Here is a 12,672-nt window from a genome sequence, read left to right on the forward strand (position 1 = left end):
TTCACTGCAAAAAAGCTAGTTGATAAAGGAGACTTAACTTTTTTCCTTTGGCTGTTTTTTACAATTCGAAGGAAGTGTCGAAATTTTGAAAAAAACCAACAGGTCTAGCAGCTTTTTTTCAAAAATCGTTGGTTTTTCTGCTATACTTTTGTTTGTAATAAGCATAGGAAAAGTGGAGGACGTTCAATGAATAAAACACGCGTAGAAGCATTTAGTGATGCAGTCATTGCCATCATCATGACCATCATGATTTTAGAAATTAAAACCCCTCAAGTGGGTGTTTTGGCAGGTTTGATAGAAAATATCCCATATTTTTTATCGTTTATTGTCAGTTTTATTTTTATCTGTATCGCATGGTACAATCATCATTACATAATGTCCGTAACTCATTGGTTTTCTAAAAAAGCGTTTTGGGCAAATAATTTTTGGTTATTCTCCATGGCCTTCATTCCGGTAGCAACTGCTTGGGTGAGTGAATTTTGGTGGATGCGGGCACCCGTTTATTTTTATCTTGTTGTGTATACGGTTTGGGATTTTGCCTACTTCTTGCTAACAAGGATCATTTATGAAGACAATGTAGTGAAAGATCCACAAGGTGCAGCTAAGTTAAGAAAATCGAAATCTTATAGTAAGACAACAAAAATCATTCATCTTTGTCTTTTCGCAATCGGATATATCGGCATTTATTTTTATCCGCCCATTGGCATTGGTGTGATTTTATCAGAAGCGGTTATCTGGTATTTAAATGTGCCAAAAGAGGGAGATCGCTTGGAGTGTTAAAAGTTTCGATTGTATAAAGAGTAGTGTTCTTTTTAAGGAGCAGGCTATTCGAAAAAAACAATAAAAAAGTTTCCTAATTACGGTGGGAGACTTTTTTTCTTTCAGTTGTTAAGCCCTGCTAAAATCGAAGGAATCAGTGAAAATTTTAATGCTCTTTCAGGCAATAATAGCGGATTCATGGTATAATTGAAGAGCTGAGAATAAATAGATTATTCTGTTTGATTCTCGAGACTATTTAAAAGGCTAGCGTAAAATAATTGTCATTCTTGACGTATTTACGACCTTAGAGGAGGAAGCAAGTGTGTTTAAACGTGTTCATTTAATCGTACTAGATTCAGTCGGTATTGGTGAAGCACCAGATGCTGAAAAATTTGGAGATGTCGGCAGTGATACACTAGGTCATATTGCCAAAGAAGCGGGACTAACCATTCCTCATTTAGAAAAACTTGGATTGGGAACTATTGCTCCTTTAACAGGTGTCAAAGCAGAGGCAGACCACGATGGCTATGCCACCAAATTAGAAGAAATTTCTGTTGGAAAAGATACTATGACCGGTCACTGGGAAATTATGGGCTTGAACATCAAAAAACCTTTTCGGGTATTCCCAAACGGCTTTCCTGAAGAATTACTGAAACAAATTGAAGATTTTTCTGGGCGAAAAGTTGTTTGTAACAAACCATATAGCGGGACAGCAGTCATTGATGATTACGGCGAACATCAAATGAAAACAGGGGATTTAATCGTTTATACTTCAGCGGACCCTGTTTTACAAATTGCGGCGCATGAAGACATTATTCCATTAGAAGAATTGTATAAAATTTGTCAATATGTTCGTGACATTACGAAAGACGAACCTTATATGATTGGTCGGATTATCGCTCGCCCGTATGTTGGTGAACCAGGTAATTTCACTCGAACCAGTAACCGTCATGACTATGCTCTAGATCCTTTTGGCCATACTGTTTTAGATTCGTTGAAAGAAAACGGCAATGATGTGATCGCTGTTGGGAAAATTAACGACATCTTTAATGGACAAGGAATTACTGAAGCTATCCGCACGAAGAGCAATATGGATGGGGTGGATCAATTATTAACGGTCATGAACAAAGATTTCACAGGTTTAAGTTTTACTAACTTAGTGGATTTCGATGCGCTGTATGGCCACCGTCGTGATGTGAAGGGCTATGCAAAAGCCATCGAAGATTTTGATGGTCGTTTGCCAGAGATTATGGCAGCTATGGCCGAAGATGATTTGCTTTTAATTACAGCAGATCACGGGAATGACCCAACTTTCCCAGGAACAGACCACACACGTGAATATGTGCCTTTATTGGCTTATAGTAAAAAAATGACAAAACAAGGCAGCTTGCCACAAGGATTTTATTCAGATATTTCAGCAACGATTGCTGAAAACTTTGAAGTTCCTGCAACGGAAAACGGTCAAAGCTTTTTAAATCAATTACAATAATTCGAGGAGGCAACACATGACAACGTTAACGAACCATTTAAACGAAACAACTGAGTTTTTGAAAGAAAAAGGGGTGCAACAAGCAGACTTCGGTCTAATCTTAGGTTCTGGGTTAGGTGAATTAGCTAATGAAATAACCGATGCGATTGCTATTCCTTTCTCTGAAATTCCCCATTTTTCTGTTTCAACAGTCGTTGGACATGCTGGACAATTAGTTTACGGAACGCTTTCTGGAAAAAAAGTTTTGGCGATGCAAGGACGTTTTCATTATTATGAAGGACATTCGATGCAAACGGTCACTTATCCCGTTCGTGTGATGGCTGCTTTAGGCATTCATTCAATGATTGTAACCAACGCAGCTGGTGGCGTAAATGAAACATATACACCGGGAAATTTGATGTTAATCAATGACCACATTAATTTTACAGGCGATAATCCGTTAATTGGTGAAAATGATGAAGAAATCGGGCCGCGTTTTCCAGATATGAGTCATGCTTACACGCAAGAATATCGGGAAGTGGCAAAAAAAGTGGCTGCGGAACAAAATATTGATTTAAAAGAAGGCGTGTATATGGGCTTTTCTGGCCCGACATATGAAACGCCTGCAGAAATTCGGATGTCACGGACGATGGGTGCGGATGCAGTTGGCATGTCAACTGTTTCGGAGGTCATTGTAGCTGTGCATAGTGGCATGAAAGTACTAGGCATCTCTTGTATTACGAATTTAGCAGCTGGTATGCAAAGTAGCTTAAATCATGCAGAAGTAGTTGAAACAACTGAACGCGTTAAAGGACAATTCAAAGAGTTAGTGAAAGCAACACTAGCAGCTTTATAAAAAAGGAGTAAACCAGAATGAGTGTGCATATCGAAGCAAAACCAGGTGAAATTGCCGATAAAATTTTACTACCAGGGGATCCCCTCCGAGCAAAATATATTGCGGAAACTTTTTTAGAGAATCCTGTCTGCTATAATCAAGTTCGTGGGATGTTAGGTTACACAGGAACGTATAAGGGACAGCGTGTTTCGGTTCAAGGAACAGGGATGGGGATGCCTTCAGCAGGTATTTATGCCCATGAGTTAATTAACTCTTACGATGTGAAGAAGTTAATTCGTGTTGGTACGTGTGGTTCTATTTCAGAAAAAGTCAACGTTCGTGAATTAGTTATCGCACAAGCAGCAGCGACGCCTTCTTCCGCGATTCGCAATGATTTTCCTAAATATGATTTTCCACAAATTGCGAGCTTTGATCTTTTACTCAAATCTTACGAAATTGCTAAAGCAAAAGGCTTTACTACCCATGTTGGTAACGTATTGTCAGATGATGTTTTTTACAAAGATAGCTTAGATGATGTCTTTCGTTTAGGTCGATACGGGGTATTAGCGATTGAAATGGAAGCGGCAATGTTATATTATTTAGCAGCAAAATTTGATGTAGAAGCATTGGCGATTATGACGGTGAGTGATAGCTTGGTGACAGGCGAAGAAACAACGGCAGAAGAACGCCAAACGACGTTTAATGAAATGATTGAAGTTGGTTTAGAAACGGCAATTGCTAATTAAAAAAATGCTTGGATGAAAACAATCATCCAAGCATTTTTTTAATTTAAGAGCGCTTTTTTTACATCTTCAACAATTTGAGTATTCGCAATAGGTCCGTTGTATAACCAACTACTTTTTTTATCATAGGTATGAACTTGGTTATTTTTCACAGCAGGTAAGTTCTTCCAAATTGCTTCTTGGAAAAGAGGTGCTGATTCATCGCTGTTTACAAGGAAAATGTGGTCTGCGTCAAGCTCAGCTAATTTTTCTAAAGAAACTTGATTCCAATCCGCAGTAGCGTTTTTAGAAATTTCTTCCACTAATTTTGGAACTTGGAGGCCTAAGTCCTGATAGAGCACGGTTCCGCTTGAGCGATTATCGCTAACCATAAAGACTTGGTTGTTGGTTACCCATAAGACTGCCGCAGATTTGCCAGCATCTTTTTTGCCAAGGTCTTCTTGGACGCCTTTGGTTAAGGTATCATAATCTTCTAACACTTTTTTCGCTTGTTCTTTTTTATCTAAAACAGTGGCAATATCTTCCAATTGATCACGCCAGGTGACATTTTCGCCGTTTTTGACTACATAAGTTGGCGCAATTTTACTGTATTCTTTGTATTTACCGCCTTCAACTAGAGCAGATGAACTGATTAATAATAAGTCAGGTTCAAATTTTAGAACCGCTTCATATGGCAAGTCATAGGAAATAGTGGGGACATCTTTCAATTCTTTCGCTAAATAATCTTGAATACTGCCTTGTCCAACTGTCCATTGTGCCACTGGTTTTTCTCCTAATGCAACTAGATAATCTTCTAAATAACTCGCAATAATCCGTTTGGGTTTCGCGGGGACGGTTACTTTATTGCCTAAGGTATCTGTTACTTCATGTGTTTTGTCAGCGTTGTTGGCTTCTTTATTCGTATTACCACAAGCTGCGAGTAAGAATGAACCAAGAAGAAGGGTTGTACCAATTAGGACCGTCTTTTTTAAAAGTTTCATTGTGTAACTCCTTTATTTTTAGTTGATAACGATTCTCATTATCAGTTAAAAACGACCGTTTGTCAATCATCGCTTGCTTTTTTGAGCAAATAAGTTGCATTTTTTAGATAATTCGTTTTTTTGATTGGAAGAAACATTGCTTTTTAAGGAAGGGTCTTTTATAATCAAGGAACAATGAGTGAGAACGATTCTCAATAAATGTAAAATAACGACAGAAAAATTAAAGAGGAATGGTTATGAATTATTTAGAGGCAGAGGACTTAACTACAGGATATGGTCGTCAAGTGATTAGTGAAGCGCTGAACTGTTCATTTGAAGCGGGAACTATTACAAGTATTATTGGACCAAATGGTTGTGGCAAATCGACCTTGTTAAAAACACTTGCGCGTATTTTGCCAGCTGAGAAAGGCAAGGTGTTCATTAAGAACCAAGAACTTCAACATTTTTCTTCAAAAGAAGTGGCGCAAGAACTAGCGATTTTATCACAAACGCCAGAAAATACAATCGATTTATCTGTTTTTGACCTCGTCTCTTTCGGGCGATATCCTTATCAATCGGGCTGGAAAAGTGTCACCACAGAAGATCAAGAGTACATACAATGGGCATTAGAATTAACAGGCTTAACTGAGTTAGCTAGAGAGTCTGTGGCAATTTTATCAGGTGGACAACGTCAACGGGTTTGGATTGCTATGGCGCTAGTGCAGGATACAGATATTTTAATTTTAGATGAACCGACCACCTATTTGGATCCAGCGCATCAGCTAGAAATTTTAAATGTGTTAAAACGAATTAATCAAGAACATCAGAAAACCATCGTGATGACGATTCATGATATTAATTTAGCTTCTCGTTTTTCTGATCGCGTGATTGCGATGAAAGAGGGAAAGATTATCAATGAGGGAACACCGCAAGAAGTGATTACTGTTACTGGCTTAGCAGATGTTTTCGCTATTCAAGCAGAAATTAGTTATCATAGTCAGACACAGCGGCCACTAGTGCTTTCTTATGAGTTGATGGAAATGGAGCTGGATGGATGAAAGGCATAAGCGGATTTTATAGACACCAATGGCAAGTGTTGCTTGTCTGTCTTTTTTTGCTACTGGGGACAATGCTTCTGTCATTGATGTTTGGTGCGACGTCGGTTTCGATTCAAACGATTATTGAATCATTTACGCACTTCGATGCGACCAATCAAGCGCATCAAGTCATCCAAACGGTTCGGTTGCCGCGGATTTTAGGGGCCGCTTTTGTGGGGGCAAGTTTAGCGGTGAGTGGGGCGTTAGCGCAAGGGATTACGCAAAACCCATTGGCAGATTCTGGCTTGCTGGGTATCAATGCTGGGGCTGGCTTGGGCTTAGCGCTTGTTTTTGCTTTCCTCCCTCAGGCAAGTTATTGGTGGCTTTTAGTTGTTTCTTTTCTTGGTGCCGGCGTGAGTGTGGCACTGATTTATTATCTTTCTAATCATTCAATTCGAGGAGCAAGCCCCATGCGTCTGACCTTAGTGGGAGCTGGTATTAGTGCCCTTTTTTTATCATTTAGTCAATTCTTAGCCATTCAGTTCAATTTGAGTCAAGAGTTAACGTTTTGGTTTCTTGGCGGTGTCAGCGTTATTTCTTGGGCACAATTAAAAATAGTCGTCCCGATCTTTCTGGGCGCATTTGCATTAGCAATTCTGATTAGTCCGTCGGTGACTATTTTACGGTTTGGCGATGATGCAACAATTGGTTTGGGGCGAAATCCGCAGCGTATTCGGTTGTTTGCCAGTATAACGATTTTGCTTTTATCAGGATTGTCTGTGGCGCTGGTTGGCTCGGTCAGTTTTGTTGGTTTGGTGGTGCCTCATGTGATGCGAACAGTTTCTGGAGAAAATTACCGTCGCTTGATTCCGTTCTCGGCGTTAGGCGGTGCGCTCCTCGTTTTGGTGGCAGATTTAATCGCTCGAATGGTGAATCCGCCTTTTGAAACACCATTTGGGATTATCACGGCCTTAATTGGCATCCCATTCTTTCTTTATTTATTTCGTAAAGGAGGGCAACTAGGATGACACAGAAAAAAGTGTCCCGTTGGGTGGCTATCTTAATAATTGGGATTATCCTAACTGCTTGTATCAGTTTAACGCAAGGGGAATTATCTGTTTCCTTCATGGATTTAAAAGCCCTTCTTTTGGGACAGGGAAGTCAGGCCAAACAACTGTTAGTTTGGGATTTTCGGTTACCACGGATTGTGCTTGCGGTCCTGGCGGGCGCAGCTTTAGGCTTAAGCGGCGCTATTCTTCAAGGGATTACTCGGAATCCGTTGGCAGATACTGGGATTTTAGGCATTAATGCGGGTGCGGGTTTGGCAGTGATTTTGTTTATTAGTTTTGTTGAGACGACAAGTATCACAACGTTTGCACTTCCACTCGTGGCCTTAGTTGGCGGCTTGCTAGCGGCTGTTGGGATTTTAGTAATCGCGTATCATCATCGTTTAGGATTGACGCCAGTTCGAATGGTCTTAGCGGGTGTCATTTTGAGTACGGGTATTTCAGCACTCACCTTATTAATTACATCAAAAATTGACACTGAAAAGTACCGTTTTGTTACAATGTGGCAAGCAGGCAGTATCTGGGGCAGTAATTGGTTCTTTGTGGGCGCTTTGTTGCCTTGGCTAGTCATCGGGTTCTTTTTTGCGATGAAGCGTCATCGTCTGTTGGATATTTTACAATTGGGGGACGAAACAGCTATTTCTGTAGGTATTGCTGTGAAAAAAGAACGAATCGTTTCGTTGCTGTTAGCGGTGATGTTGGCGGCATCAGCGATTTCCGTTACAGGGGGAATTAATTTTTTAGGTTTACTTGCGCCACATATTGCTCGCAAATGTGGTTTTACGCAACAAAAACAGGTATTGCCATTGGCGGCGTTGTTTGGGAGTTTACTTTTATTGGTTAGTGATACGATTGGTCGGCTATTGCCTGGCAATGGAGAAATGCCTGCAGGGATTATTGTTGCGATCATCGGTGCGCCTTATTTTCTTTATTTGTTAATCAAAACAAGCGATTCGTTATAAAAAAGAATCAAAAGCTGGGTCAATCGGTCGTTGTGAAAGCAACTGTCATTTGCTCGGCTTTTTTATTGGCGGATTTTTGAAAAAATAGTATGATAAATGCGTAAGAGCATTGAATGGAGGATGAAAGAATGGAAAACTTTAATTTTTATGTACCAACAGACATCCGTTTTGGGAAAGATCGTTTAGACGAATTACCTGCTGTGTTAGATCAATTTGGCAAAAATGTCTTACTTGTTTATGGTGGCGGTAGTATCAAACGTAATGGCTTGTACCAACAAATTACTGATTTGGCCCAAAAAAACGGGCATACACTGATTGAGTTGAGCGGTGTCGAACCAAACCCGCGCATTGAAACCGTTAGAAAAGGAATTGAGTTGTGTAAAGAAAACCAAGTCGATGTTATTTTAGCAGTTGGCGGTGGTTCAACCATTGACTGTTCCAAAGCAATAGCTGCGGGCTTTTATTCGGAAGAAGATATCTGGACAGTTATTGCAGCCAGAAAAGGGTATACTGGTCCTGCTTTACCAATCGTGACCATCTTGACTTTAGCAGCAACAGGTAGTGAAATGAACGCAGGTGCTGTCATTTCTAACTTAGAAACCAATCAAAAATTAGGCTTTGGTGGTCCGAATATGATTCCAAAAGTTTCGTTCTTGGATCCAACGAATACTTTTACGGTTCCTCAAAATCAAACAGCAGCTGGCTCAGCGGATATTTTCAGTCATTTGATTGAAAACTATTTTAGTATTTCGACAGGCACGGACGTCCAAGATTTTGTGTCAGAAGGCTTAATGCGAACGGTTATCAAAAATTGTCCTATTGCTTTAGAAAATCCAGAAGATTATGATGCACGTGCTAATTTAATGTGGGCAAGTAGTTTAGCCTTAAATGGGTTAACAGGGCGCGGCAAACAAGGTGTTTGGTCTTGTCACCCAATGGAACATGAATTAAGTGCGTTTTATGACATTACGCATGGGATTGGCTTAGCAATTTTAACGCCTCGTTGGATGAATTACGTTTTGTCTGAACAAACCGTTGGCAAGTTTGCACAGTTTGCTCGAAATGTTTGGGGAATAGTCGAACAAGAAGAGGAAGTAGCAGCGAAAAAAGGTATTCAAGCATTGTATGATTACTTTGTGGCTTGTGGCATTCCAATGACATTACCAGAAGTTGGCATCGAAGCAGATAAATTTGAAGAAATGGCACAACAAGCTGTGGCCCATAGTGCAATTGCCGAAAAGGCTTATGTACCATTGGATGCAGCGGATATAGTAGCGATTTATAAAGATTGTTTAACCGAAAGTCAATTTATTTAATTCATAAAAAAGCGGTTTGCCTTGGCAAACCGCTTTTGTTAATAAGAAACAAGTTCTTATAAGTAGTATTTTTCTTTCACAGTTAAATCATCGTTTAATTCATAAACTAATGGTTTACCTGTTGGGATTTCAAGATCCATAATATCTTCATCAGAAATGCCTTCGATGTGTTTAGCTAAAGCACGTAATGAATTACCATGAGCCGCTACTAAGACAGTTTTGTTGTCTTTTAAAGCTGGCGCAATTTCATCTTGCCAGAATGGTAATGCACGTTCCAAAGTAACTTTCAAGTTTTCGCCACCAGGAATATCGCGTTGGTCTAACATTGCATAACGACGGTCGTTTGCTGCAGAACCTTCATCTGTTGCTTCCATTAATGGAGGAAGAGTATCGTAAGAACGACGCCAGATGTGGACTTGTTCGTCTCCGTATTTTTCAGCAGTTTCTTTTTTGTTTAGTCCTTGTAATTTACCATAGTGACGTTCGTTTAAGCGCCAAGATTTGATTTGAGGTACCCATAATTGATCTGAGTATTCTAGTAAATAGTTACAAGTTTTGATGGCACGAGTTAAAACAGAAGTATAAGCAACGTCGAATTCGATGCCTGCTTCTTTAATTTTACGGCCGCCTTCTTTTGCTTCTTCAACACCTTCAGGTGCTAAATCTACGTCAGCCCATCCAGTAAATTGGTTTAAGGCATTCCATTCGCTAAGTCCATGACGAGAAAAAACTAATTTTGGCATGTATAAGCTCTCCTTTGAGTTTAGTTTTCTGAAAATAAGATTTCCACGTTTATTGTACACCGTTTTGCGCAAGATTTCCAATGGAAAATAGTAAAAAAACGTGAAAGTTGCTGAAAAATTAGAGTGAAATCGAATCAAAAAAGAAGCCCCATCTGAAGGACTTCTTTTTTATTCTTAGGAATACAGCCGTTCGACATCTGTCTCAGGTAAATTGATGTACTTATAACAAGTGCCCACCGAAACGCCGCATTTATTAGAAATAAATTGGATGGTTTCTTTGTTTTCATAATATAATGCACGGATTTTACGGACGGTACGTCCATCAATTTTTGGACGTCCACCTACTTTTCCGTTTTCACGAGCTTTGTGGAGCCCAACGAGTGTTCGTTCTTTAATTAGTGCACATTCCATCGCAGATAAGCTCTCCATTAATTGGAAATAGGCTTCACCTGTTGGAAGGTGAGTATCAATTCCTTCTGAAATGCTGACAAAATCAACTTGTTTTTCCTTTAACATTTTCATAAAGTCTGTTAATTGGCGGGTTGTTTTACCTAAATGGTGCAATTTACAAACAATAAGTGTATCCCCAGCAGAAAGAAGTTTTTCGACTTCGTCTAAGACACTGATCTCCGCTTGAGGATCAAATGTCTCTTGGAAAATATCATCACAACCAAACGATTGGAGAGTGGTTAGTTGATTTTTTAAATCGTCTTCAATAATAGTTGTGCGTGCATAACCAATTCGTTTCATATATTATCCTTCCTATATAAATAATCTTTTTTCACACATTCTTAACGTGCGGGAACATGTAAGGTTTTCGGTCCATCTTCATAACCGACGATTACCATAGAAACCATATTTAAAAATAAGCCGTGTTCAACGACGCCAACCAAGTTGTCTAAATAAGAACCTAAAGCTTCTGGATCTGTAATTTTTTCTAAATGCAAATCGATGATATGGTGGCCTCCATCTGTTATTAATGTTTCGCCAGCAGCGTTTAGACGAAGTGCTGGGTGATAGCCTTTTTCTTTAAATAAATGCACTAGTTGGCAGCTGCCATAAGGGACAACCTCAACAGGAAGTGGGAAAGCCCCTAAATCGTCCACCATTTTTGATTTATCCACAATCCAAATACATTTCTTTGAATAAGTGGCCACAATTTTTTCAAAAAGTAAGGCAGCGCCACCGCCTTTGATTCCTTGAAAATCAGCGCTGATTTCATCGGCGCCATCAATCGTAAGATCCACATACGGAACCTCATCAATACTTTTTAAAGGAATGCCCAAGGCCAAGGCTTGTTTCTCTGTTTCTTTTGAAGTAGTAACCCCTACGATTGACAATCCTTCTTCTTTTACGCGACGACCAATTTCGTCTACCATAAATTTTGCTGTTGAGCCAGTACCCAAACCGACAATCATGCCGTCTTCTACATATTTTGCAGCTTCGATTCCTACCATTTGTTTCAGATTCATCGCTGTTTTCCGCCCCCTTCAATAGTCAAAGATATTGTACCGTTATTTAACTAAAAAAGATAGAAAGTTTTTGAAAAAGTCATAAAAATTTTTAAAGGAAAAGTACGTTTAAATAGAAGGAAAAGCTTTTTTTCGAAAGGCGAAAGAAGAGGGTTGACAGCTGATGCTTATCGTGGTATCCTAACAAAGGTGCTTTATCTACAGGTTCCTTATAGGGACGTGCTGACTGTCTATCAAAGCATATTTGATAAAGAGTGCAGAGATTGCATTATTTTTTATCGCGAAAAAAGAACCACCTGGATGTGTGGAACTAGAAGCGAAGTAAGGAAGGAGGAGAACAAGGAATGCCTACAATTAACCAATTAGTACGTAAACCTCGTAAATCTAAAGTAGAAAAATCTGATTCACCAGCCTTAAACAAAGGATATAACAGTTTTAAGAAAACTCAAACAAACGTTAACTCTCCGCAAAAACGTGGAGTTTGTACACGTGTGGGTACGATGACACCTAAAAAACCGAACTCAGCTTTACGTAAATATGCCCGTGTTCGTTTGTCAAACTTAATCGAAGTTACAGCTTATATCCCAGGTATCGGTCACAACTTACAAGAACACAGCGTGGTATTATTACGTGGTGGACGTGTAAAAGACTTACCAGGGGTACGTTACCATATCGTTCGTGGTGCGCTTGATACTGCCGGTGTTAACGACCGTAAACAAAGCCGCTCTAAATACGGTACAAAACGTCCTAAAGCTTAATTATAATAAGACAATAACAACTTGAAAAATCATATTTCGGAAGGAGGAGTTACGGATGCCTCGTAAAGGTCCTGTTGCAAAACGTGATGTTTTACCAGATCCAATTTATAACTCAAAATTAGTAACTCGCTTAATCAACCGTGTAATGGTTGACGGTAAACGCGGGATTGCTGCTAACATTATCTATAATTCATTTGATATCATCAAAGAATCTACAGGTAACGATCCATTGGAAGTTTTTGAACAAGCAATGAAAAACGTTATGCCTGTTCTTGAAGTTAAAGCACGTCGTGTTGGGGGTTCTAACTACCAAGTACCAGTTGAAGTTCGTCCAGAACGTCGTACAACTTTAGGTTTACGTTGGGTAGTTAACTACGCACGTCTACGTGGTGAACACACAATGGAAGAACGTCTAGCGAAAGAAATCATGGATGCTGCTAACAACACTGGCGCTTCTGTTAAAAAACGCGAAGACACACACAAAATGGCAGACGCAAACCGCGCATTTGCTCATTATCGTTGGTAAGATCCTCTCTGTCTGTCGCGTAAAGTG

Annotated in this window: 14 protein-coding genes; 10 read left to right on the plus strand and 4 right to left on the minus strand. The window is 39.6% G+C overall.

The features are described 5' to 3' along the window. Positions 1-186: 186 nt before the first annotated feature. The 4 genes from IGJ46_RS00635 to deoD all read left to right on the plus strand — a co-directional run bounded on the left by IGJ46_RS00635 (position 187) and on the right by deoD (position 3,808). Positions 187-780, plus strand: a complete 594-nt coding sequence (locus tag IGJ46_RS00635) for a TMEM175 family protein (RefSeq protein ID WP_002361531.1) — start codon at positions 187-189, stop codon at positions 778-780. Positions 781-1,081: 301 nt separating this feature from the next. Next, positions 1,082-2,248: a phosphopentomutase gene (gene deoB / locus IGJ46_RS00640; RefSeq protein WP_002378712.1), complete on the plus strand. Its 1,167-nt coding sequence runs from the start codon at positions 1,082-1,084 to the stop codon at positions 2,246-2,248. Positions 2,249-2,264: 16 nt separating this feature from the next. Continuing rightward, a complete protein-coding gene (locus tag IGJ46_RS00645) occupies positions 2,265-3,083 on the plus strand; it encodes a purine-nucleoside phosphorylase (RefSeq protein ID WP_002356180.1) in 819 nt (272 codons plus the stop codon). Between the two features lie 17 nt (positions 3,084-3,100). Then, positions 3,101-3,808, plus strand: a complete 708-nt coding sequence (gene deoD / locus IGJ46_RS00650) for a purine-nucleoside phosphorylase (protein WP_002359338.1) — start codon at positions 3,101-3,103, stop codon at positions 3,806-3,808. A 38-nt stretch (positions 3,809-3,846) separates the two neighbouring features. On the opposite strand, the gene IGJ46_RS00655 is transcribed toward deoD, so the two are convergent. Continuing rightward, a complete protein-coding gene (locus IGJ46_RS00655) occupies positions 3,847-4,785 on the minus strand; it encodes an iron-hydroxamate ABC transporter substrate-binding protein (RefSeq protein ID WP_002361532.1) in 939 nt (312 codons plus the stop codon). Between the two features lie 230 nt (positions 4,786-5,015). Here IGJ46_RS00655 and IGJ46_RS00660 point away from each other — a divergent pair, with 230 nt between their 5' ends. The 4 genes from IGJ46_RS00660 to IGJ46_RS00675 all read left to right on the plus strand — a co-directional run bounded on the left by IGJ46_RS00660 (position 5,016) and on the right by IGJ46_RS00675 (position 9,146). Further along, the gene (locus IGJ46_RS00660) at positions 5,016-5,822 is read left to right on the plus strand and encodes an ABC transporter ATP-binding protein (RefSeq protein WP_002356183.1); all 807 of its coding nucleotides are present in this window, start codon (positions 5,016-5,018) and stop codon (positions 5,820-5,822) included. Further along, positions 5,819-6,829 (plus strand): FecCD family ABC transporter permease, encoded by a 1,011-nt coding sequence (locus IGJ46_RS00665; protein WP_002367634.1) that lies wholly within the window; start codon positions 5,819-5,821, stop codon positions 6,827-6,829. The genes IGJ46_RS00660 and IGJ46_RS00665 overlap by 4 nt, the downstream gene beginning before the upstream one ends. Then, the gene (locus IGJ46_RS00670) at positions 6,826-7,830 is read left to right on the plus strand and encodes a FecCD family ABC transporter permease (RefSeq protein WP_033592552.1); all 1,005 of its coding nucleotides are present in this window, start codon (positions 6,826-6,828) and stop codon (positions 7,828-7,830) included. Before IGJ46_RS00665 ends, IGJ46_RS00670 begins: the two co-directional genes overlap by 4 nt. A gap of 113 nt (positions 7,831-7,943) precedes the next feature. Further along, the gene (locus tag IGJ46_RS00675; RefSeq protein WP_002408242.1) at positions 7,944-9,146 is read left to right on the plus strand and encodes an iron-containing alcohol dehydrogenase; all 1,203 of its coding nucleotides are present in this window, start codon (positions 7,944-7,946) and stop codon (positions 9,144-9,146) included. Positions 9,147-9,202: 56 nt separating this feature from the next. Here the strand turns inward: IGJ46_RS00675 and gpmA are convergent, their stop codons facing one another. The 3 genes from gpmA to rpiA all read right to left on the minus strand — a co-directional run bounded on the left by gpmA (position 9,203) and on the right by rpiA (position 11,361). Continuing rightward, positions 9,203-9,889: a 2,3-diphosphoglycerate-dependent phosphoglycerate mutase gene (gpmA, locus tag IGJ46_RS00680; RefSeq protein ID WP_002359343.1), complete on the minus strand. Its 687-nt coding sequence runs from the start codon at positions 9,887-9,889 to the stop codon at positions 9,203-9,205. A gap of 174 nt (positions 9,890-10,063) precedes the next feature. Continuing rightward, positions 10,064-10,639, minus strand: a complete 576-nt coding sequence (locus IGJ46_RS00685) for a recombinase family protein (protein WP_002356188.1) — start codon at positions 10,637-10,639, stop codon at positions 10,064-10,066. A gap of 41 nt (positions 10,640-10,680) precedes the next feature. Beyond that, entirely contained in the window at positions 10,681-11,361 is a 681-nt protein-coding gene (gene rpiA / locus IGJ46_RS00690; RefSeq protein WP_002364531.1) for a ribose-5-phosphate isomerase RpiA, read from the minus strand. Between the two features lie 344 nt (positions 11,362-11,705). Between rpiA and rpsL the strand changes: the two genes are divergently transcribed. Together rpsL and rpsG are read left to right on the plus strand one after the other, a co-directional pair. Then, complete coding sequence (gene rpsL, locus IGJ46_RS00695; protein WP_002356190.1) at positions 11,706-12,119, plus strand: 30S ribosomal protein S12; 414 nt, start codon at positions 11,706-11,708, stop codon at positions 12,117-12,119. A 55-nt stretch (positions 12,120-12,174) separates the two neighbouring features. Beyond that, a complete protein-coding gene (rpsG, locus tag IGJ46_RS00700; protein ID WP_002356191.1) occupies positions 12,175-12,645 on the plus strand; it encodes a 30S ribosomal protein S7 in 471 nt (156 codons plus the stop codon). Positions 12,646-12,672 lie beyond the last annotated feature (27 nt).

Source organism: Enterococcus sp. AZ120 (genome assembly GCF_050546165.1).
Classification (GTDB): Bacteria; Bacillota; Bacilli; order Lactobacillales; family Enterococcaceae; genus Enterococcus; species Enterococcus faecalis.

Excerpts from the sequence above, each read along its gene's own strand:
- IGJ46_RS00635 (WP_002361531.1), top strand. The coding sequence starts at position 187 with ATGAATAAAACACGCGTAGAAGCATTTAGTGATGCAGTCATTGCCATC.
- IGJ46_RS00645 (WP_002356180.1), top strand. The coding sequence starts at position 2,265 with ATGACAACGTTAACGAACCATTTAAACGAAACAACTGAGTTTTTGAAA.
- deoD (WP_002359338.1), top strand. The coding sequence starts at position 3,101 with ATGAGTGTGCATATCGAAGCAAAACCAGGTGAAATTGCCGATAAAATT.
- IGJ46_RS00655 (WP_002361532.1), bottom strand. The coding sequence starts at position 4,785 with ATGAAACTTTTAAAAAAGACGGTCCTAATTGGTACAACCCTTCTTCTT.
- IGJ46_RS00660 (WP_002356183.1), top strand. The coding sequence starts at position 5,016 with ATGGTTATGAATTATTTAGAGGCAGAGGACTTAACTACAGGATATGGT.
- IGJ46_RS00665 (WP_002367634.1), top strand. The coding sequence starts at position 5,819 with ATGAAAGGCATAAGCGGATTTTATAGACACCAATGGCAAGTGTTGCTT.
- IGJ46_RS00670 (WP_033592552.1), top strand. The coding sequence starts at position 6,826 with ATGACACAGAAAAAAGTGTCCCGTTGGGTGGCTATCTTAATAATTGGG.
- IGJ46_RS00675 (WP_002408242.1), top strand. The coding sequence starts at position 7,944 with ATGGAGGATGAAAGAATGGAAAACTTTAATTTTTATGTACCAACAGAC.
- gpmA (WP_002359343.1), bottom strand. The coding sequence starts at position 9,889 with ATGCCAAAATTAGTTTTTTCTCGTCATGGACTTAGCGAATGGAATGCC.
- IGJ46_RS00685 (WP_002356188.1), bottom strand. The coding sequence starts at position 10,639 with ATGAAACGAATTGGTTATGCACGCACAACTATTATTGAAGACGATTTA.
- rpiA (WP_002364531.1), bottom strand. The coding sequence starts at position 11,361 with ATGAATCTGAAACAAATGGTAGGAATCGAAGCTGCAAAATATGTAGAA.
- rpsL (WP_002356190.1), top strand. The coding sequence starts at position 11,706 with ATGCCTACAATTAACCAATTAGTACGTAAACCTCGTAAATCTAAAGTA.
- rpsG (WP_002356191.1), top strand. The coding sequence starts at position 12,175 with ATGCCTCGTAAAGGTCCTGTTGCAAAACGTGATGTTTTACCAGATCCA.